At 41.6% G+C, this 21,947-nt stretch carries 20 protein-coding genes; 14 read left to right on the forward strand and 6 right to left on the reverse strand.

Features of this window, described 5'->3' with window-relative positions; all coding sequences use genetic code 11:
* Nucleotides 1-128 precede the first annotated feature (128 nt).
* The 4 genes from argF to glnL all read right to left on the reverse strand — a co-directional run bounded on the left by argF (nucleotide 129) and on the right by glnL (nucleotide 4,531).
* Nucleotides 129-1,049: an ornithine carbamoyltransferase gene (gene argF / locus J699_RS17210; protein ID WP_032869074.1), complete on the reverse strand. Its 921-nt coding sequence runs from the start codon at nucleotides 1,047-1,049 to the stop codon at nucleotides 129-131.
* A 112-nt stretch (nucleotides 1,050-1,161) separates the two neighbouring features.
* Nucleotides 1,162-1,803 carry a TetR/AcrR family transcriptional regulator gene (locus tag J699_RS17205; RefSeq protein ID WP_005230212.1) on the reverse strand — a complete coding sequence of 214 codons (642 nt, stop codon included), beginning with the start codon at nucleotides 1,801-1,803 and terminating at the stop codon, nucleotides 1,162-1,164.
* A 138-nt stretch (nucleotides 1,804-1,941) separates the two neighbouring features.
* Complete coding sequence (gene glnG, locus J699_RS17200) at nucleotides 1,942-3,435, reverse strand: nitrogen regulation protein NR(I) (protein WP_032869075.1); 1,494 nt, start codon at nucleotides 3,433-3,435, stop codon at nucleotides 1,942-1,944.
* Nucleotides 3,422-4,531, reverse strand: a complete 1,110-nt coding sequence (gene glnL / locus J699_RS17195; protein ID WP_032869076.1) for a nitrogen regulation protein NR(II) — start codon at nucleotides 4,529-4,531, stop codon at nucleotides 3,422-3,424. Before glnL ends, glnG begins: the two co-directional genes overlap by 14 nt.
* A gap of 328 nt (nucleotides 4,532-4,859) precedes the next feature.
* On the opposite strand from glnL, the gene rimO reads away from it, so the two are divergent.
* From rimO to lpxA, 12 genes are all read left to right on the forward strand, one after another.
* Complete coding sequence (rimO, locus tag J699_RS17190; RefSeq protein WP_005230215.1) at nucleotides 4,860-6,203, forward strand: 30S ribosomal protein S12 methylthiotransferase RimO; 1,344 nt, start codon at nucleotides 4,860-4,862, stop codon at nucleotides 6,201-6,203.
* Between the two features lie 52 nt (nucleotides 6,204-6,255).
* Complete coding sequence (gene pyrH, locus J699_RS17185; protein ID WP_004772000.1) at nucleotides 6,256-6,984, forward strand: UMP kinase; 729 nt, start codon at nucleotides 6,256-6,258, stop codon at nucleotides 6,982-6,984.
* 77 nt (nucleotides 6,985-7,061) lie between these two features.
* Nucleotides 7,062-7,616 carry a ribosome recycling factor gene (frr, locus tag J699_RS17180; RefSeq protein WP_004653307.1) on the forward strand — a complete coding sequence of 185 codons (555 nt, stop codon included), beginning with the start codon at nucleotides 7,062-7,064 and terminating at the stop codon, nucleotides 7,614-7,616.
* 4 nt (nucleotides 7,617-7,620) lie between these two features.
* The gene (gene uppS, locus J699_RS17175) at nucleotides 7,621-8,370 is read left to right on the forward strand and encodes a polyprenyl diphosphate synthase (protein WP_005285589.1); all 750 of its coding nucleotides are present in this window, start codon (nucleotides 7,621-7,623) and stop codon (nucleotides 8,368-8,370) included.
* Nucleotides 8,371-8,372: 2 nt separating this feature from the next.
* Nucleotides 8,373-9,197 carry a phosphatidate cytidylyltransferase gene (locus J699_RS17170; RefSeq protein WP_005230217.1) on the forward strand — a complete coding sequence of 275 codons (825 nt, stop codon included), beginning with the start codon at nucleotides 8,373-8,375 and terminating at the stop codon, nucleotides 9,195-9,197.
* Nucleotides 9,198-10,394 (forward strand): 1-deoxy-D-xylulose-5-phosphate reductoisomerase, encoded by a 1,197-nt coding sequence (gene ispC, locus J699_RS17165; RefSeq protein ID WP_032869078.1) that lies wholly within the window; start codon nucleotides 9,198-9,200, stop codon nucleotides 10,392-10,394.
* A 5-nt stretch (nucleotides 10,395-10,399) separates the two neighbouring features.
* On the forward strand, nucleotides 10,400-11,755 hold the full coding sequence (gene rseP, locus J699_RS17160) for an RIP metalloprotease RseP (RefSeq protein WP_009515636.1): 1,356 nt from the start codon (nucleotides 10,400-10,402) through the stop codon (nucleotides 11,753-11,755).
* Nucleotides 11,756-11,789: 34 nt separating this feature from the next.
* On the forward strand, nucleotides 11,790-14,333 hold the full coding sequence (gene bamA, locus J699_RS17155) for an outer membrane protein assembly factor BamA (protein ID WP_032869079.1): 2,544 nt from the start codon (nucleotides 11,790-11,792) through the stop codon (nucleotides 14,331-14,333).
* A gap of 44 nt (nucleotides 14,334-14,377) precedes the next feature.
* Nucleotides 14,378-14,878: an OmpH family outer membrane protein gene (locus J699_RS17150; RefSeq protein WP_032869080.1), complete on the forward strand. Its 501-nt coding sequence runs from the start codon at nucleotides 14,378-14,380 to the stop codon at nucleotides 14,876-14,878.
* A gap of 3 nt (nucleotides 14,879-14,881) precedes the next feature.
* A complete protein-coding gene (lpxD, locus tag J699_RS17145; RefSeq protein WP_005285599.1) occupies nucleotides 14,882-15,952 on the forward strand; it encodes a UDP-3-O-(3-hydroxymyristoyl)glucosamine N-acyltransferase in 1,071 nt (356 codons plus the stop codon).
* Nucleotides 15,953-15,958: 6 nt separating this feature from the next.
* On the forward strand, nucleotides 15,959-16,444 hold the full coding sequence (fabZ, locus tag J699_RS17140) for a 3-hydroxyacyl-ACP dehydratase FabZ (RefSeq protein WP_004772011.1): 486 nt from the start codon (nucleotides 15,959-15,961) through the stop codon (nucleotides 16,442-16,444).
* Nucleotides 16,441-17,229 carry an acyl-ACP--UDP-N-acetylglucosamine O-acyltransferase gene (gene lpxA, locus J699_RS17135; protein WP_009515668.1) on the forward strand — a complete coding sequence of 263 codons (789 nt, stop codon included), beginning with the start codon at nucleotides 16,441-16,443 and terminating at the stop codon, nucleotides 17,227-17,229. Before fabZ ends, lpxA begins: the two co-directional genes overlap by 4 nt.
* 41 nt (nucleotides 17,230-17,270) lie before the next feature.
* On the opposite strand, the gene J699_RS17130 is transcribed toward lpxA, so the two are convergent.
* Complete coding sequence (locus J699_RS17130) at nucleotides 17,271-18,209, reverse strand: AraC family transcriptional regulator (protein ID WP_032869235.1); 939 nt, start codon at nucleotides 18,207-18,209, stop codon at nucleotides 17,271-17,273.
* Between the two features lie 189 nt (nucleotides 18,210-18,398).
* Between J699_RS17130 and J699_RS17125 the strand changes: the two genes are divergently transcribed.
* Together J699_RS17125 and gorA are read left to right on the forward strand one after the other, a co-directional pair.
* Nucleotides 18,399-19,643, forward strand: a complete 1,245-nt coding sequence (locus tag J699_RS17125) for an alkane 1-monooxygenase (RefSeq protein ID WP_032869081.1) — start codon at nucleotides 18,399-18,401, stop codon at nucleotides 19,641-19,643.
* Nucleotides 19,644-19,801: 158 nt separating this feature from the next.
* Nucleotides 19,802-21,154, forward strand: coding sequence for a glutathione-disulfide reductase (gene gorA, locus J699_RS17120; protein WP_032869082.1), 1,353 nt, complete (start codon nucleotides 19,802-19,804; stop codon nucleotides 21,152-21,154).
* A gap of 77 nt (nucleotides 21,155-21,231) precedes the next feature.
* Here the strand turns inward: gorA and J699_RS17115 are convergent, their stop codons facing one another.
* Nucleotides 21,232-21,792 (reverse strand): hypothetical protein, encoded by a 561-nt coding sequence (locus J699_RS17115; RefSeq protein WP_131224136.1) that lies wholly within the window; start codon nucleotides 21,790-21,792, stop codon nucleotides 21,232-21,234.
* Between the last annotated feature and the right edge of the window lie 155 nt (nucleotides 21,793-21,947).

The following is a 21,947-nucleotide window of genomic DNA, read 5'->3' on the forward strand; positions in this document are numbered from 1 at the left end:
GAGTGAGGTTCTCATATAATGAGAAACTTATTCTAAAAGGCTTAGCCTACTATAATTGTTTTTATTTCACTGTTCAATTTGGAATACATAAATAAAAACAGCATCATTTGATGCTGTTTTTGGATGACTTAATCTTTTTTGAGATTCTCATTGAGTAAGAATTCCATCAATGCTTTTTGTGCATGTAAGCGGTTTTCAGCTTCATCCCAAACCACAGCATTTTTGTGATCGAGCATGTTTTCTGAAATTTCTTCACCACGATGGGCGGGTAAGCAATGCATAAACAGGCAGTCAGGATGTGCCAGGTCCATCAGTTTTTCATTGACCTGAAAATCTGCGAATGCTTTCTCACGCAGCTTTTGCTCTTCTTCCTGTCCCATGCTTGCCCAGACATCAGTCACGATCAGGTCGGCATTAACAGCGGCATCTTCGGCTTTATTGAAGACTTCAACACAGTCTGCAAATTCAGCTAAAAATTCAGGTTTTGGTTCATAGCCTTCAGGCGAAGCAACTTTAAGTTTGAAACCCATTAAATGTGCAGCTTCAATATATGAGTTACACATATTGTTGCCGTCACCAATCCAGGCAACGGTTTTGCCTTCGATGCGACCACGATGTTCCTGGAAGGTTTGCAAGTCTGCGAGTAACTGGCAAGGATGATGATCATCAGTCAGACCATTGATGACAGGAACTTTTGAATATGATGCAAAACGTTCTACGATGTCATGACCGAAAGTACGGATCATCACAATGTCTAGCATGCTTGAGATGACACGAGCCGAGTCTTCAATTGGCTCACCACGTCCTAATTGTGTATCACGTGGAGAAAGAAAGATCGCACTACCACCAAACTGGCAAATGCCTGCTTCAAAAGAAATACGGGTACGGGTACTCGATTTCTCGAAAATCATTCCTAAAACTTTACCTGAAAACGGCTGATATAGCGTATGACTATGCTGCATGCGTTTCAGTTCTTGCGCACGGTCTAAAATGCGTTGCAGTTCTAGAGTGGATAGGTCACGTAAAGTTAGGAAATGCCGAAGCGCCATAGCTACTCCTACAATAATTATTGAGAGAAATCAATAATTAATTGTTGTTTGACGAGTGGTGGATAAAAAAGAATTGACTACTATACTATAGCTTCAGAAAAATGCAAAAGAATTAGACTTTCTGATGAGCCTTTAAAAACAGGTCTACAGAATAATCAATATAATCAATAATTTCGATATCATCCTCTGGTACATCCAAGCCCATTAAATTGCGCCATTCAACATCTCTGAGCGTGCCAAAATACATCATGGCAGAGAATTTGGGTTGGGCACAGAAAATTTCATTGTTGGCGTGAGCATGCTCTAAGGCATAGGCAATGGTGTTCTGGATATTTAAGGCGCATTGATCATAGAAATAATGAGCAAGCTGGATATCTTTTTGTGTTTGTTCGGTAAACATGCGCATAAAGGCAATGTTTTCAGGCTGAATAATATGTTGATAAAACCGGTATAAGGTCTGGGTCAGATAAGTCCTGAGATCGGTTTTTTCCGGAGTGTAGGGTAAGCACACGCCCTTAAAGAAAACTTCACGACGATAATCACAAATGGCAGTGAACAGCCCTTCTTTATTACCAAAATATTTATAAATCGAGGTTTTGGAACCTCCGGCATGATTGACAATATCATCCAGAGACACTGCCTCATAACCTTTCTCAAGAAATAAATCGGTTGCGCACAATAATAGGGCAAGACGACGTTCTTCTCCACGACGAGTTTGAGGTTTGGCACAGCCTGGATAGCAAATATCAGTCATTATCTACTTTGAGGTAATCGGGTTATGCTTAGTATAGCAAAAACCATATCACTTGTATGGCTATGAAATTTCGGAGTGTTTCAAAAGATATCAAAATGATTAAAAAAGCGAGTCATTTTAGACTCGCTTTTTAGGGGGTTAAGCTGTGCGACTTTCTTCTTCTTCATCGTCATCCGCAGAATCCATACCCAGCTCTTTGAGTTTTCGGGTCAAGGTGTTCCGTCCCCAGCCCAATAGCTCTGCTGCATGGCGTTTACGACCGCGGGTCTGCTGGAGTGCTGCATTAATTAGCGTGCGTTCAAACATGGGGGTGGCAATATCAAGAATTTTCATTTCGCCATTTTTAAGTTTCTGGATGGCCCATTGACCTAATAATTCATCCCAATGATGGACTGCAATGCGTTCAACGAGTGCAGGGCTCGAGCTTGGTGCAGCTTGAGCATCACTGGTCTTGTGGACAGAGGCTTGCTTAAGTTCTGCTGGCAGGTCTTCAGGATAAACTTCACGACCCGTAATCATGACAGTTAACCAGCGACAGGTATTCTCTAGTTGACGCACATTTCCAGGCCAAGGCAGTTGCTGCATATAGTCAGTGGTTTCAGTACGCAAGATTTTTGGACTGACACCAAGCTCTTTGCCTGCGCGTGCCAAGAAATGCTGTGCCAGCATCGGAATGTCTTCGCTACGATGCGACAGTTTTGGAATGTGAATGCGAATCACGTTCAGGCGGTGGTAAAGGTCTTCACGGAAACGGCCTTCATTGACCAGTTTCTCAAGATCTTGATGGGTTGCCGCAACGATACGGACATCGACCTTAACCGGAATATGTCCGCCGACACGATAGAATTCACCATCTGCCAAAACACGAAGTAAACGTGTCTGGGTTTCAAATGGCATATCACCGATTTCGTCCAGGAATAAGGTACCGCCATTGGCTTGTTCAAAACGACCTTGATGTTGGGTGTTGGCGCCAGTAAATGCACCTTTTTCATGGCCAAATAATTCGGTTTCGATCAGGTCTTTGGGGATTGCCGCCATGTTCAGCGCAATAAAGGGTTTGGCCCGTCGCGGTGAATGCTTGTGTAAAGCATGCGCCACCAATTCTTTACCCGTACCGGATTCACCATTAATCAGGACAGTAATATGTGATTGCGATAAACGACCGATGGCACGGAACACTTCCTGCATGGCAGGCGATTCACCGATGATTTCGGTCGACTGCAATGGTGAAGCGGCTTTGGTGGCTTCTTGTTGCTGTAATTTATTAATATGCAAAATGGCACGATTAACCAGCGCTAAGGCTTCATCAATATCAAAAGGCTTAGGTAAGTATTCAAATGCACCAGTTTGGTAACTTGAGACAGCAGATTCTAGATCTGAGTGTGCAGTCATGATAATGACAGGTAAGTCGGGATGGGTATTTTTAACCTTCGATAAGAAGGTTAGACCATCAATCCCTGGCATGCGAATGTCGGTCAAAATGACATCTGGTGCATCGTCATGCAAGCGTTTAAGTGCAGTTTGGGCTTCTTCAAAGTTGGTGACATCGAAACCTTCCTCTTTAAAGGTTTTCTCCAGTACCCAACGCATGGCACGATCGTCATCTATTACCCAAATTTTATTTCGTGACATGGTTTAACTCCCAAGGTAGATATAGGCTAAATACGGTTTTTCCCGGAACTGACTGACACTCAATCATTCCGTTGTGTTGATGCATAATATTTTGAGCAATACTGAGTCCCAGTCCTGTCCCTTTAGCACGCCCTGTTACTAATGGATAGAAAACCGATTCCAGAATACTTTCGGGTACTCCAGGGCCATTGTCTTCAATATCAATACGTACGGTTGAACGATTAAGGACGCCATTAATGGTCACAAGGCGTTGGATTCGGGTTCTCAGCAGCAGTTCTGGTTCTGAGTCGGTAAAAAAGTCTTTATTTTCGGTCATGGCCTGTGCGGCATTGACGCTAATATTCAGCATGACCTGAATCAGCTGATCACGATCAGCCATGACATCGGGTAAAGACAGATCATAATCGCGGGTAATCTTAATTTTCTTTTTGGTCTGGTTGGCAATCAGCGAGCGAACCCGTTCCAGAGGTTCATGTACATTGACATGTTCATAGCTCGGTAATTGACGTGAACCGAGCATGGTGTCTGCCAGATTGGTCAAACGATCGACTTCACTAATAATAATGTCAGTAAATTCGCCGTAACGGTCATCATTTAAGCTGCGTGCCAGTAACTGGGTTGCACCGCGGATGCCCGCTAACGGATTTTTGATCTCGTGCGCCACGCCACGGACCAGTTGACGTGCTACTTGATGTTGTTGTACCAGATTTTCTTCTTTGGAAATCTTTAACATGCGGTCAATCGGGTTCAGTTCAATCAATAAAAGCGGGTGATAGCTTTTGCCTGCATTCAGTTGAGAAGCGGTATAATCCACATGAATCGCTTTAAAGTTAACATTGATGACAGCCTCACGTCGGGTATAGTGTTGGCCGCTTTCTAAAGTGTTTAATAACGCTTCATGTGTGTTGAAGGTATCGTCGTGTGCATGTAACAAGTTAAGAACAGGCTGGCCTGATGCGCGCAGCAGACTGATATCAAATAATGCTTCACAAGCAGAATTTAAATAAAAAATATTCAGCTGACTATCGACCAGTAAAATGGCAGTGCTCAAATTATCTACTAAGAGCCGATAGTCGATAATGTTCTGTTGATCCATTTGTGAATCATCCTGTTTTAAAATGGCGCAATAAATATAAATTTTAATGAATAGCCATTAACTTCTAAAATGTACTTTATGCAAAATACAAGCCAACTTTGTATTAATGAAATTTCAACAACTTAATTCTTAAAAAAGGGATTTATGCAGTATTTTTCACATACATGCAGGGATTTCAATAAATTATTATGTTCCAAAATAGTGCGCTTGTGGATTTTATTTAAAATTTTGGTTGTATTTTGGTGCATTACACAAAGAGATGGCTTTGCAGCTATGCGTAAGCCAAGAAAAGTCATACAATACGCCGATTCAAGTGGAGCGCAGATTCATGAAGACCCCCAAAGTCGGTTTTGTATCTTTAGGTTGTCCTAAGGCATTGGTAGATTCTGAACGAATTTTAACTCAGTTAAAGACTGAAGGTTATCAAGTTGCATCAGATTATGATGGTGCGGATCTGGTCGTTGTAAATACCTGTGGTTTTATTGAATCTGCAGTACAAGAGTCTTTAGACGCGATTGGCGAAGCCATGAGCGAAAATGGCCGAGTTATCGTTACAGGCTGTTTAGGTAAAGACGAAGACAAAATTCGCCAGATGCACCCAAATGTCCTTAAAGTGACAGGTGCAGCAGCCTATCAAGATGTAATGGAAGCAGTACATGAATATGTACCGGCACCGCCAAAACATAACCCATTTATTGATTTAGTCCCTGAGCAAGGTGTTCGTTTAACACCGAAGCATTATGCTTATTTGAAAATCTCGGAAGGCTGTAATCACCGTTGTACATTCTGCATTATCCCGAGTATGCGTGGCGACCTTGTGTCTCGCCCGGTCGGAAAAGTGCTGGATGAAGCCGCTGCACTGAAGCGTGCAGGTGTAAAAGAAATTCTGGTGATTTCTCAGGATACCTCAGCTTATGGTGTGGACACCAAATATAAGCTGGATTTCTGGAATGGCCAGCCGGTTAAGACCAAATTCTATGACATGTGTGAAGCGCTGGGTCAGTTAGGCATCTGGGTGCGTTTGCATTACGTTTATCCATATCCACATGTGGATGCTGCCATTGATTTGATGGCGCAGGGTAAAATCCTGCCATATTTGGATATTCCTTTTCAGCACGCCAGTCCGCGCATCTTAAAATTGATGAAACGACCAGCACATAGTGAAAATACGTTAGAGCGCCTTAAGTTGTGGCGTGAAAAATGCCCTGAATTGGTGATTCGTTCAACATTCGTGGTGGGTTTCCCGGGGGAAACTGAAGAGGATTTCCAAATCTTGCTGGAATGGTTAAAAGAAGCGCAGTTAGATCGTGTCGGCTGCTTTACCTATTCACCAGTTGAAGGTGCAACCGCAAACGATCTTCCTGATCATGTACCAGAAGAGATCAAGCAAGAGCGTTATGAACGCTTCATGGAAGTGCAACAAGCCATTTCAGCAGCAAAACTGCAAAAACGTATTGGTCAGAAAATGACAGTACTGGTGGATAGCCTGGAAGATGAGTTTCCAGTTGCTGTTGCCCGTTCTTATGCAGATGCCCCGGAAATTGATGGCAACGTTTTTGTTGAAGATATTGATAAGAGTGTGATTAAAGCAGGTGATCTGCTTGAAGTCGAAATTACCGATGCAGATGAATACGATTTATTTGCAAAGTTAATCCAGATTAAATCTGCTTGATGTTGAATTAAATTTAAGAAAATTTTGAGATTGGTCGGTTTGGAGTAAAAGTATGTCAGCTTCTAAAAATCCACGTTATGCACGAATCTTGCTCAAGCTTTCTGGTGAAGCTTTAGCAGGTAATAAAGATATGGGTATTGATGCCCAAGTGTTAGATCAGATGTCACTTTCAATTGCGCACTTGGTTGGTTTGGGCGTGCAGGTCGGTATCGTTGTCGGCGGTGGTAACTTATATCGTGGTAGCCAGCTTCAAAAAGATGGTCTGGTTGGACGTGTAACTGGTGACCAGATGGGTATGTTGGCGACTGTGATGAACGGTTTGGCAATGCGTGATGCATTAGTACGCCGCAATATCAAAACCCGTTTAATGTCGGCGTTATCAATTGGTACAGTGGTTGAGCCATACTCAAGCCGTGACGCAATTCGTCATTTAAGCCAGGGTGAAGTGTGTGTGTTTGTTGCGGGTACAGGCAATCCATTCTTTACCACAGATACTGCGGCATGTTTACGTGGTATCGAGATTGAAGCGAACCTGATCTTGAAAGCGACTAAAGTGGATGGCGTTTATAACAAAGATCCAAGCAAATACGATGATGCAGTTAAATATGACAATTTAACTTTCGACCAGGTGCTTGATGAAAAGCTTGGTGTGATGGATCTTACGGCAATTTGTTTGTGCCGCGACCACAATGTGCCATTACAAGTTTTTGATATGAACAAATCTGGCGCATTACTTTCTGTCGTCATGGGCGAAAAAGAGGGTACTCACGTAACGAATTAATGTACGTGAGCCAGAAAGCTCTTTATACTATTGTTTAAATATTTTGTAATACCTAATGAATAAGTAAGGAAGATCATATGATTAACGATCTCAAACAAGATAGCGAACAGCGCATGCAGAAGTCGCTTGACTCTTTAGAGTTAGGCTTTGCCAAAGTTCGTACAGGTCGTGCGCACCCATCTATTTTAAATGGTGTGATGGTTTCTTACTATGGCTCTGATGTTCCATTGAATCAAGTGGCAAATATCGGGCTTGAAGATTCACGTACACTGTTGGTTCAACCATTTGAACGTTCAATGGTTGCTGCGATCGATAAAGCGATTCGTGAAGCAGGTTTGGGCTTGAATCCTATTACTGCTGATGCAATCCGTGTACCAATGGCTGCGTTAACAGAAGAAACTCGCCGTGATATGCAGAAAGTTGCGCGTGCCGAAGCTGAAAATGCCAAAGTTGCGATTCGTAATATTCGTCGCGATGTATTAGGTGATCTCAAGGCATTATTGAAAGAAAAAGAAATTTCTGAAGATGATGATCGCCGTGCATCGGATGATATCCAGAAAATCACTGATAAATATGTTGCAGAGGTTGATAAACGTCTTGCAGCAAAAGAAGCAGAATTGATGAAGGTCTGATTTTATGACCTCGCAAGAAGAACAGCTTCTTCCTCAACATGTTGCCATCATCATGGATGGCAACAATCGTTTTGCCAAAAAAAATCAAATGCAAAAAGGCGATGGGCATCGTGAAGGCAAGAATGTCTTGGATCCGATTGTCGAGCATTGCAAGAAAGTTGGCATTCGCGCTTTAACCGTTTTTGCATTTTCAAGCGAAAACTGGAACCGCCCTCAATACGAAGTAGATTTGTTAATGAAATTGTTGGAAGAAACAATTCATGAACAACTGCCGCGTATGGAAAAGTTCAATATTGCACTGCGCTTTATTGGTGACCGTTCTCGGTTGTCCAGCCAACTACGTGATCTGATGCAATATGCCGAGCAAAAAACAGCAGCCTATGGCTCCATGACCCTGACTATTGCGATTAGTTATGGTGGAATGTGGGATATGGCGCAAGCTGCGAAAATGATTGCTCAGGATGCGCTTGCAGGAAAGCTTCAAGCAGATCAGATAAATGTTGATTTATTTGATAAATATGTCAGTCTAAATGATCTTCCAGCGGTAGATTTATTGATCCGTACCGGCGGGGATTATCGTTTGTCTAACTTCTTACTCTGGCAAGCTGCTTATGCAGAACTGTATTTTACCGATACTTTATGGCCAGAATTTAGCATAGAAGAGCTAGATCATGCCTTTCGTGTTTTTTCAGGACGTGAACGACGCTTTGGCAAGACATCAGAACAGATTCAACAAGCGAAAATAGAGAATTAATAATGTTAGAGCGGATTATTACCGCATTGGTGTTAGTTGCTGTTGTTTTAAGTTGCATGTTTGCAACGCAATCACATTATCCAATGTTTATGCTTATGATTTTAGCTGCAGGGGTTGCAGGCTACGAATGGTTTAAGCTTATGCCACGTAGTGTAACCGCTGTTTCAAAGCCGAAGGCTTGGGTATATGGGGGCTGTGTTGCAGCAGTATCAACACTGGCATTATTTTTTGATGATGTTGCGCTTTTACTTTGGGCAGCATCGATTCTCACATGGCTGGGAAGCATCTATTGGGTCAAGAACTATCCTGAATCGGATAACTGGTACAACCCGTCTCTACATCTGATTGGATTTATCCTGATTTCTGCTGCCGTCACTTCGCTCTATGCGGTCTGGCATAGTTCGCCTTGGTGGCTCATGTATCTATTCCTGCTGGTATGGGGCGCGGACAGTGGTGCTTATTTTGTTGGACGTAAGTTTGGCAAGAAAAAACTTGCTCCTTCTGTGAGCCCGAATAAATCGGTTGAAGGCTTTTATGGTGGTGTGGCAACAACCGTGATTATTATGCTGGTTGTGCAATATTTCTATTTAAACTTAACCGCAATACAGCTAATCTTATTCTTAATTCTTTCGATCATTACCGTGTTCGCATCTGTGCTGGGTGACTTGTTTGAGTCCATGATTAAGCGCCGCGCTGGAATTAAAGATTCTGGTCGCGTACTTCCAGGACATGGTGGTGTGCTTGATCGTATTGATTCTTTACTTGCTGCTGCACCGATCTTTGCAACAGGTATGTATATATTAAAACTTATTGGTGTAGATCTTTAAATGACTCAAGCTGTTTGTATATTGGGTGTTACTGGTTCAATTGGTCAAAGTACTTTAAAAGTGTTGGAACAGCACCCAGACCAATACACCGTATTTGCAGTCTCTGCATATAGTCGTTTAGATGAACTTTTAGAAATTTGTAAAAAATATCATCCAAAAATTGTTGTTGTGCCCAATGAAAAAGCACTGGAGTTGCAACAACGTCTCAAGCAAGAAAAATTAAACCATATTGAAATCCTCACAGAGGAGGCTGGCCTAATTGCAATTGCCGAGCATGCTGATGTTGATATCGTTATGGCTGCTATTGTAGGTGCGGCCGGTTTGTTACCGACGTTGGCCGCAGTAAAAGCGGGTAAACGTGTCTTATTGGCCAACAAGGAATCATTGGTGATGTCGGGTGACATCATGATGCAGGCAGCACGTAAGCATAATGCCTTATTGTTGCCAGTAGATTCTGAACATAATGCGATTTTCCAGTCTCTACCGCATGACTATCTCAATGCAGAACGGACGGGGCAGCCACAACTAGGCGTGTCCCGTATTTTATTGACGGCATCAGGCGGACCTTTTCTCAATCATTCTTTGGCACAATTGCATGAGGTTACACCACAACAGGCATGCAAGCACCCAAACTGGTCAATGGGACAAAAAATCTCGGTTGATTCGGCGACCTTAATGAATAAAGGTCTGGAATTGATCGAAGCTTGCCATTTGTTTTCAATATCAGAACATTTTGTTACAGTTGTTGTTCACCCACAAAGTATCATTCATTCCATGGTGCAATATGTGGATGGATCAACTTTGGCGCAAATGGGTAACCCAGATATGTGTACGCCGATTGCACATGCATTGGCATGGCCAAAACGGTTGGCAACAGATGTGCCTGCACTCGATTTATTTGAGACGGCTCAACTGAATTTTCAGCAACCGGATATTGTCAAGTTTCCAGCATTGGACCTGGCGCGTCAGGCTATGCGGGCCGGTGGTTTGGCACCGACGGTATTAAATGCGGCCAATGAAATTGCAGTTGCTGCATTCTTGCAACAACAGATCCGATTCACCGAGATTCCTCAGGTGGTGGATCATACTTTGCAAGTTGTACAAAATGCCAAAGCAGAAAACATAGACATCATTTTACAGACTGATATGATCGCTAGACAGATTGCAGAAAAGTATATTGTGAGTAAGGGAGGCTAAATCGTATGAATGCACTATTTATGATTGTTGCAGCGATTCTATTGCTTGGTCCTTTAATTGCAATTCACGAATTTGGTCATTATTGGGTGGCACGTAAACTTGGTGTCAAGGTTCTGGTCTATTCAATTGGTTTTGGTCCAACTTTATTAAAATGGCAGTCTAAAAAATCAGGGATTCAATACCAGCTTTCTGCTTTGCCACTTGGTGGCTATGTCAAGATGCTGGATGAGCGTGAAGGTAATGTTGCTGAGCAAGATTTACCGTATGCCTTTAACCGGCAGTCTCCTTGGAAACGCATCGCCATTGTTGCTGCGGGCCCATTGATTAATCTGTTTTTTGCAGTGTTTCTGTTCTGGATTTTGTTTCTGCCGGCACAAGAGCAGTTGAATACCCGTATTGGTAAAATTATGCCAAATACACCGGCTGCTCAAGTTGATCTGAAGGTGGGTGACAAGATTGTCAATGTTGATGGTCAAACAACACCAACATGGGAAAAACTGAATTATGCGCTGGTAAATCGTGTCGGTGAAACCGGGCGGGTTTCGATCATCGTTGATCGTGCGGGTACTGAAAAGCAGGTGAGTCTACCGATTAAAGATTTCCTGAAAGATCAAAGTCAGTCTCCTTTGGATGTGCTAGGTTTCTTGCCTTACCGTCCGGTTATCCCGGCTAAAGTCAAAGAACTGAGTGCAGATGGTGCAGCAGTACGTCAAGGCATGAAAGTGGGTGATCAGATCGTTGCAATCGATAATGTTGCAATGAAAGACTGGTTTGATGTCGTCGATGTGGTTCAAAGTTCACCGGAAAAATTGTTGAATATTGATGTGTTGCGCCAAGGCCAGATTGTGCATTTGCAGGTCATGCCGCAAGGTCAGCGTGACAATATGGGCAATACCACGGGTGTACTGGGTGTGAAGAGCGATGCAGGCAAGATCACGATTCCAGCTGAATATAAACAAACCATTCAATACTCACCGATTGAAGCTTTAGGTGTTGCCGTCGATAAGACCACTCAGCTCTCAGGCATGATTTTTAATTCAATTATCAAGATGGTACGTGGCTTAATTGGTCTGGATAACCTGTCTGGTCCAATCACCATTGCCAAAGTGGCTGGACAAAGTGCGGAAATGGGATGGCAAACCTTTATCTCATTTATGGCGTTGATGAGTGTCAGTCTGGGAATCCTGAATTTGTTGCCGATTCCGATGCTGGATGGTGGTCATCTCGTGTACTACTTTATCGAAGCAATTCGTGGTAAACCTGTTTCTGAACAAATACAGATGTTTGGTCTAAAAGTTGGTATGGTACTGCTCGGTAGCATGATGCTTTTGGCTTTATTTAACGACTTCATGCGTTTATAACAACGCAAATGGAATTTAACTTACTGGAAAATATATGGGCATGCGTCACACACATTTATTAATGCCTTTGGCACTGGTTAGTGCGATGGCAGTGGTACAACAAGCATACGCTGCAGATGAGTTTCTTGCGCAAGATATACGAATTGATGGCTTAGTGCGTTTAACACCTGCAAGTATCTATTCTATGTTACCAATAAATAGTGGCGATAGAGTAAGTGATCCGATGATTGCTGAGGCAATTCGCACTTTGTATGCTTCTGGTTTATTTGATGACATTAAAACTTATAAAGAAAATAATGTCTTAGTCTTTAAAGTTGTTGAACGTCCAGTGATTTCAAAGCTGGAGTTCAAAGGTAATAAACTGATTCCTAAAGAAGCCTTGGAACAAGGCTTGAAGAAAATGGGAATCGCGGAAGGTGAAGTCTTCAAAAAATCTGCCTTACAGATCATTGAAACTGAGCTGGAGCAGCAATACACCCAGCAAGGTCGTTATGATGCTGACGTCACCGTTGAAACAGTTGCACGTCCAAATAACCGTGTTGAGTTGAAGTTAAACTTTAACGAAGGTACTGCGGCAAAAGTTTTTGATATTAACATCATCGGTAATACCGTGTTTAGTGATAGCGATATCAAACAGGCTTTTGCGGTAAAAGAAAGCGGCTGGGCTTCTGTGGTAACCCGTAATGACCGTTATGCACGTGAGAAAATGGCTGCCAGTCTGGAAGCTTTACGTGCTTTATACCTAAACAAAGGTTATATCAATTTTAATATTATCAATTCACAACTGAACATCAGTGAAGATAAAAAGCACATCTTTATCGAAGTTTCAGTAGATGAAGGTAGCCAGTTCAAGTTTGGTGAAACCAAATTCTTAGGTGATGCACTTTATAAACCAGAAGAGCTCACGGCACTTAAACTGTATAAAGATGGCGAAACCTATTCACAAGAAAAAGTAAATGCGGTTAAACAGCTTCTGCTGCGTAAATACGGTAATGCAGGTTATTACTATGCAGAAGTAAATGTTGTACCTGAAATCAATAATGAAACAGGTATTGTTAACCTGAATTATTATATCAACCCAGGTCAGCAAGTAACGGTACGACGTATCAACTTCACAGGTAACAGCAAAACTGCAGATGAAGTGTTGCGTCGTGAAATGCGTCAAATGGAAGGTGCGTTGGCGAGCAATGAGAAAATTGATCTTTCCAAAGTCCGTTTAGAACGTACCGGCTTCTTTAAAACGGTTGATGTCAAACCGGTTCGTGTACCAAACTCTCCTGATGAAGTTGACTTAAACGTTAATGTTGAGGAACAGCATTCGGGAACAACTACACTGGCTGTCGGTTACTCACAAAATGGTGGTGTAACCTTCCAGGCGGGTTTGAGCCAAACTAACTTTATGGGTACAGGTAACCGGGTTTCAGTGGACTTATCCCGTTCAGAAACTCAAGATTACTATAACTTAAGTGTGACTGATCCGTACTTCACCATTGATGGGGTGAGCCGTGGTTATAACGTTTACTATCGTAAAACCAAGTTAAATGAAGACTATAACGTTAACAACTATGTAACGGATAGTATTGGTGGTAGTTTAAGTTTTGGTTATCCGATTGATGAAAACCAAAGTTTAAGTGCCTCTCTAGGGGTTGACCAGACTAAGGTACGTACAGGTCCAAGTGTTTCGACTTATATTCGTGATTATTTATTGGCCAATGGTGGTAAAGAGACACACCGTTCAGCGGATCGCTGTAAAGTAGATTTAGTGCCTATTATGGGACCAGATCCTAGTGATCCTACGAAACAGATCGTTACCGGCTATGAGCCATGTCCTGAAGATCAGGTTTACTCATTTGGTGATCAGTTTGAAGGTAAATATCTAACTTATAACCTAAACTTAGGTTGGTCTTATAACACTTTAAACCGTCCAATTTTCCCAACGTCGGGTATGTCACATCGTGTGGGTCTAGAAATTGGTCTACCGGGTAGTGATGTTGACTATCAAAAGATGACTTATGATGCGCAAGCGTTTAAATCACTAGGTGCAGGCTTTGTACTGCGTGGTTATGGTAAGCTCGGCTATGGTAATGACCTACCGTTCTATAAAAACTTCTATGCAGGTGGTTATGGTTCGGTCCGTGGTTATGACAACAGTACCCTAGGTCCGAAATATCCAAGCGTTATTTTCCAGGAAACTGGACAGAATGATCCAGATCCTGAAGAAGTCGGTGGTAATGCACTGGTTCAGTTTGGTACCGAGTTGGCCTTACCTTTACCATTTAAAGGCGATTGGGCACGTCAGGTTCGTCCAGTGTTATTTGCCGAAGGTGCACAGGTCTTCGATACGCAGTGTGATGTTCCAAAAGGTAAGGTCCGTATTGATGGTCAAGATGTAGATATCAAACAATATTGTAAAGACAATTATAATTTTGATTTCGGCAATATGCGTTATAGCGTTGGTGTCGGTTTTACCTGGATTACCATGATTGGACCATTGTCACTTAGCTATGCATATCCGCTGAATGATAAGAAAGGCGATGACACTAAATCTATCCAATTTGAAATCGGTCGTACTTTCTAAGTACGGCCTCGCTTAGCGCTGTAAAATATATAAAGGATGCAATAATGAGAACATTAACAAAGCTGATGTTAGGTTTAGGATTAACAGTTTCTGCAACGGTCAATGCTGCAGGACTGGCTGTAGTTGATTTGGCTAAGGTTGTAGAAAGTAGTACTTATCTTAAGCAACAAAATGCAAGTTTGAGCCAGTCGGTAAAACCGACTTCAACCCGTCTTGAGCAATTGGGTAAAGAACTGGAGTCTTTACAACAAAAAGCACAGACTGATGGCCAAAAAATGAATCAGGCCGATATTCAGAAGTTAACTGCTCAATATCAGTCAAAATTGAGTGAATTCAATTCAACTCAGCAAGGTTTACAAACCAAAGTTCAGTCGAGTTTGCAGGCGATGAATACAACTTTTGAAACACGTGTGAAGCAAGCTGCTGAACAATTGCGTAAAGAGAACAACTTAGACTTTATTTTGAATAAAAATTCTACGATTGCCTCTGACGCTCAGTATGATTTAACTGATAAAATGATTCAAAAGGTTAATTCAATTAAATAATCAATGAATAGACGTAGTTATCGTTTAGAAGAAATTGCTCACCTTGTCAAAGGTGAGTATTTCGGTGCACAAGATTTTCAGATCTCGGGCTTGGCAAGTTTAGAACATGCGCAAGAAAATCAGATCTGTTTCGTGAATGGCGAAAAATATCTAACTCAGGCTGAAGCCAGTCAGGCGGGTGCCTATATCGTCACAGCCTCGCTGAAATCACAACTGATCGATAAACAAAACTTTATTGTTGTCGATAATCCTTATCTCGCATTTGCGACTTTAACGCATATATTTGAAAAAAAGATTAGCCAACGCGGTATTGAAAGCACCGCCAAAATTCATCCCTCTGCAATGATTGCCGATGATGTATATATTGGCCACTATGTTGTAATTGGTGAAAACTGTGTGGTGGGTAACAATACGATTATTCAGGCACATGCTTTTATTGATGATGAAGTCGAGATTGGACAAGACTGTTTTATTGATGCACATGTCACCATTACCGGTGCTGCAAAACTGAAAGATCGCGTGCGTATCCATGCCAATACCGTTATTGGTACAGAAGGTTTTGGCTTTGCACCGTATCAAGGCAAGTGGCATCGTATTGCACAACTGGGTTCGGTTCGGATCGGAAATGATGTACGAATCGGTTCAAATTGCAGTATTGACCGTGGTGCACTGGACGATACAGTTCTGGAAGATGGTGTCATTATTGATAACCTTGTGCAAGTTGCTCACAATGTGCATATTGGTGAAAATACCGCGATCGCAGCCAACTGCGGAATCGCAGGTAGTGCACGGATTGGCAAAAACTGTATCATGGGCGGTGCCTCAGGGGTGGTTGGACACCTTACAATTGCAGATAATGTGACACTTACTGCAATGTCAATGGTCACAAGAAATATTTCTGAGGCTGGAACGTATTCTTCTGGCATGGGACTTTTTGAAAATAGTCACTGGAAAAAGACGATTGTGCGTCTCAGACAATTAGCAGATGTGCCATTGACCCAAATCACTAAAAGGCTTGATCATATGCAAGCTCAATTAGAGTCCCTTGAATCAACCTTTAAGTTACGTAAATAATTTATTATGACTGAGTCTACATCTCCAGCATTTACGATGCCTGAATTACCCATGGATATTCTTACCATTCGTGAATATTTACCCCATCGTTATCCATTTTTATTAGTTGATCGCGTTACGGAAATAACTGAGAACAGTATTGTCGGTTATAAGAACGTCTCGATTAATGAAGAGTTTTTCCAAGGGCATTTCCCGACTTATCCAATTATGCCTGGTGTTCTAATGATTGAAGCATTAGCACAGGTTTCTGGAATCTTGGGTTTTGTCTTAACTAATCAAAAGCCGAAAGCAGGTTCACTGTTTTTATTCGCAGGTGCAGAAAAAATCAGATTTAAAAAACAGGTTGTTGCAGGTGACCAGCTTGTCTTAAAATCTGAACTTGTGATGCAAAAACGTGGCATTTACAAGTACAATTGTACTGCTAGCGTTGATGGCATTGTTGCTGCAACGGCAGAGATTATTATTTCACACCAGAAAATAGAGCAGACATGAGTAGTCAAAATTTAATACATCCCACAGCAATTATTGACCCGTCTGCAGAAATCGCATCTGATGTACAAATTGGTCCGTATTGCGTTGTGGGTCCAAATGTAAGTATTGACTCTGGTACAAAATTACATTCACACGTTGTTATTGGCGGTTTTACGAGAATTGGTAAAAATAATGATATTTTCCAGTTCTCGAGTATTGGGGAAATTTGTCAGGATTTAAAATATCAGGGCGAAGAAACCTGGTTAGAAATCGGTGACCACAACTCGATTCGCGAACATTGTACCTTGCATCGCGGTACGGCTCAGGATCATGGCCTGACCAAAATTGGTAGTCATAACCTGTTAATGGTAAACACGCATATCGCGCATGACTGTGTGATTGGGAACCATAATATTTTTGCCAATAATGTCGGTGTTGCCGGACATGTCCATGTTGGCGATCATGTGATTGTCGGCGGTAATGCGGGCATTCACCAATTCTGCAAAATCGATTCATATAGCATGATCGGCGGTGCAGCACTCATTCTTAAAGATGTACCAGCTTATATCATGGCCTCCGGTAATCCAGCGCGTGCTTACGGTATGAATATCGAAGGAATGCGTCGTAAAGGATGGTCTCGTGATACGATTCAGGGTTTACGAGAAGCTTATAAACTGATTTATAAATCGGGCTTAACCACTGAACAGGCGATTGAACAGATTCGTAATGAAATTCTGCTCAAAACACCTGAAGCCCAGCTGTTCATTGATTCATTGGAACAATCCACACGCGGTATCGTGCGTTAATCAATGACGAGAAGCAAAAAAAGACACATGAGTGTCTTTTTTTATGCCTGATTTTCTTCCTCGACAAATAACTGCCGATACTGTTTTGGCGAATGTTCAAATGTGCGTTTAAAGGCTTGGCTAAAGGCCGTTTCTGAGGAATATCCGACTTTATTGGCAATCTGCTGAATTGAGTAGTTACTTTTACGTAAGTATTGGCTGGCCAGACGCATACGATGTTGCTGCAAATAGGCCAGAGGTGATTCACCAATTACCTCATGGAATAAGCTGGCAAACTTGGAACGTGACATACAGCATTGTTCTGCCAGTGATTCCACTGTCCAAGCGTCTTCAGGATGATTGTGAATGGCCGCCAGACTATTACTGAGCTCAGGATGATTTAAAGCACTAAGCCAGCCATGTTGACTTGAGATTTGTTGAATATGATCGCGAATACATTTGATTAATAAAATATTGACTAAGTGATCGATGATGATATCGCGACCGGCCTGAATATTCTGTGTTTCTAAGGCCAGGAAATGTAAGCCGATTTGCAACCATTCCGGTGCATTGGTATCGCCATGTTGCAGATGGATTATTGGCGGCAAGGCCTGAATAAAAGGGCGTGCCATGATGGTATCAATCTGACAGCGTATCGTCAGAATCAGATTTTTTTCAGCGGAATCAGTACCAAATTCGATAGCGTCTTCTTGATGTCCATCAAACAGTTTAGATATATCTACCGCATCGACCAGTTTGGTAATGGCATTGTCTGCTCCTGTATGAGCTTTACCTGAAGGAATAACTACAATTTCACCCGCATGGGCAGTTAAACTATTTTGTGCATCAATTTGAATAAAAACAGAACCTACCAGAACAATATGTACAAGCAAAGCCGTTTGATCTTGGCAAATGAAACTCCATTCTCCTTGAGTTTTCAAGTAGATATATTCAGTGTGGTTTAAATGAATATCCGCAAATATTTTACTTAAAGCATCCATATGATTTTTTAACGATGTATTCATTTAAATTATAGAGAGCTGCGCCAATAACTCAATATGTGTTTATAGGACAAAAACAGGGGGAATGATGCCAAAGACTTTGACATAGCTTTTTTGGACGCTTGCAACTGTCATGAATTCCATAATTCATCAAAATATACTTATATATACAAAGACATGGATAAGATGATGAATGCGCCAGTAAATGTTGAGCAAGAACTTACGCCAGTAAGCATTCCAAAGTCAAAAACTCAGTTGGATCGTAAACGTTATTTATGGGCGATTAGCCCGGCTTTACCTGCCATTGGGATTGGTATTTTAGCAGGTTATCAATTTGCACCACGTCCATTGAAAAAAATCTTTGCTTTAGGTGGTCCAATTGTTTTACACATTGTGATTCCAACAATTGATACGATTATTGGGAAAGATGCCAATAATCCGACAGATGAAGATATTAAGCTGCTGGAAAAAGACCCGTATTATTCTCGTTTGGTGAAAAGTTTTATTCCCTTACAATATGCCGCCAATGTCTATGCCTGTTATTTAACCAGTCGTAAAGAAACATCATTCTTAGACAAAATCTTATTGGGCATCTCAATGGGAGCCGTCAACGGGATTGCAATTAATACCGCACATGAGCTGAGTCATAAACATGATCGTATTGATCATATCTTGTCGCATCTTGCATTGGTGCCAACGGGTTACAACCATTTCCGTATTGAACATCCTTATGGTCACCATAAGCGTGCTGCTACGCCTGAGGATCCAGCATCTTCACAAATGGGTGAAACCTTCTATGAGTTTTGGCCGCGTACCGTAATCGGATCTTTCAAATCGGCAATTGAGATCGAAACCACACGTTTAAAACGTAAAGGCAAAGAGTTCTGGTCAACTGAAAATGAATTGCTCCAAGGCTGGGGCATGAGTGCTGCATTTCATGGTTCAATGATTGGTTTGTTTGGTAAGGGGGTAATTCCTTATTTGGCCACTCAAGCGTTCTATGGCATTAGTTTGTTTGAAATTATTAACTATATTGAACACTACGGCCTAAAACGTCAAAAAGACAAGAATGGTAAATATGAACGTACCATGCCTGAGCATAGCTGGAACAATAATAATATTGTGACCAACCTGTTCTTGTATCAATTGCAGCGTCATTCAGATCATCATGCTTATCCAACCCGTCCATTCCAGGCATTGCGTCATTTTGATGAGGCGCCAGAGTTGCCAAGTGGATATGCGAGTATGCTATTGCCTGCCTTGATTCCACCGCTATGGTCAAAAATGATGGATAAGCGGGTATTTGATCATTATAAAGGTGATTTGAATAAAGCGAATATCTATCCAAAGCGTCGTGCCAAACTATTTAAAAAATTTGGTGTAGTGGATCAATCTTTACAACAACTTTCGGTTGTGACTGAAACGACTAAATAATTCAAAAAGTATCTTCAAAGCAAGGCACTGATGAGTCATCATCAGTGCCTTTTTATTTTCTTGTATTAAAACTTTAACCAAGTACGGATTTTACATATTCTTGCTGTATATCTATGTATAACTTAAAAATAATCTTATCAGCGATGTATGAGGCAAAGATGACAAAACATTATGATTATATTGCGATTGGTGCTGGAAGTGGCGGAATTGCCTCGGTAAATCGTGCCGCCATGTACGGGAAAAAGTGTGCCTTAATTGAAAAAGCCGAGCTTGGGGGAACCTGTGTCAATGTAGGCTGTGTACCTAAAAAAGTGATGTGGTATGCGGCGCATGTAGCTGAGGCCATCCATAAATATGGTCCAGATTACGGTTTTAACAGTAAGGTTGAATCTTTCGACTGGCACACCTTAATTAAAAATAGACAAGCATATATCGATCGGATTCATCAGTCCTATCAAAATAGCCTAAGCAATAATAAGGTTGATCTTATTCATGGCGCGGCTCATTTTATTGATAAAAATACCATTGAAGTCAACGGTGAGCGATTTACTGCAGATCATATCCTGATTGCAACAGGGACCCAGCCATCATTACCCAATGTTGAAGGGGTTGAATATGGTATTGATTCAAATGGATTCTTTGAACTGACCGCTTTACCAAAGACCACTGCAGTGATCGGTTCGGGCTATATTGCGGTTGAGCTGGCGGGTGTACTCAATGCTTTGGGCTCACAGGTCGGATTATTTATTCGTAAGGATTTACCGGTAAGACGCTTCGATGCATTTGTGAGTGAAACCCTGGTAGAAGTCATGCAAACAGATGGTATTGCGGTTCATACTCAAGCTGTGCCAACGAAAATCACAAAAAATGCTGATGATTCCGTTACCTTGTATTTAGAAAATGGTGAAAGCCATACGGTGGATTGCTTGATCTGGGCAACTGGACGGGAACCGAATACGACCAGTTTGAATCTGGAGAATGCCAATGTGCTGCTGGATGATCGCGGCTATATTCAAGTCGACAAATACCAGAATACCTCACAGCAAGGAATTTATGCGGTGGGCGATATTACCGGGAAAATGGAGCTGACTCCGGTTGCTGTGGCTGCGGGGCGTAGACTGTCTGAACGTTTATTTAACCATAAACCGGATGAGCATCTGGACTACGACAATATTCCGACCGTGGTGTTTAGCCATCCACCTATTGGCACCGTAGGAATGACTGAAAAAGAGGCGATTGAACAATACGGTCAACAAGCGGTAAAAGTCTATAACTCATCTTTCACTGCGATGTACAGTGCTATTACCCAGCATCGTCAGCCCACCAAAATGAAACTGGTTTGTGTGGGTGACAATGAAAAAATTGTCGGTATTCATGGGATCGGCTTTGGCATGGATGAGATTTTGCAAGGTTTTGCGGTGGCTCTAAAAATGGGAGCCACTAAGCAAGATTTTGATAATACGGTTGCGATTCATCCTACCTCGGCAGAAGAGTTTGTGACGATGCGATAAATGGCCGTAATCCAATATCATGCTTGAGATCGGAATCTGGTTTAGCTCATGCTTAAACTGGATTTCGAATTTAGGATTTATTTGGTTAAAGTCATTTCTATAAATAACAGTTTTTCTTGGCTATTAAGTCTGATATCCACCTCATTAAAATGAATATTATGGGGTTGATTAAACGAGTCAAGCGTCCTGAGTAATTGTTGCTGATCTTGATAGATATATAAGCTTTGGGGCTTTGCACATATTGTTTCTATTTGCCTGATATATTTATTTGTCCCATACACGATAAAGGAATCGTGCACTTTGTAATCATAGTGGTGCTTAAACATCTCAGGTGGGTGAACATAATGAAAAGTCAGATAAGGAAAACGCCATCTGGTTTTAATCGTCGGGTTTATACAGTTAAACATTTTATTTTCAAAAAATAGGCTGGGTTTTGTTAGAAATTGAGCCTTGATTTGGCTGGTTGTCGATGTATCGAGTCGATAGATGGTAATAAATTTTCGAATACTGACATCTTGTTGCGTATATTGGATAACCGGATCATTCAATTTGATAGGCAGAAAAATATATTGATTGATTGAGGTCATTTGCCTAAATGCTGCCTTAATATAGTCAGCTTGCTGATAGCGATAAGACATATATAGACTTAAACAGGCAAAAAAAATCAAAGAACAAATAACCAAGATAATAATCAATATATTTTTTATGATTAGAATTAAGGGGTCTTCAAATCTTTGCAGTTTCGGCATAGGAAGATATTTTTATTATACAAGTTAAAAGCTGGAAAAGACTT

This window comes from Acinetobacter sp. 1000160 (assembly GCF_000588715.1).
GTDB classification, from domain to species: Bacteria; Pseudomonadota; Gammaproteobacteria; order Pseudomonadales; family Moraxellaceae; genus Acinetobacter; species Acinetobacter courvalinii.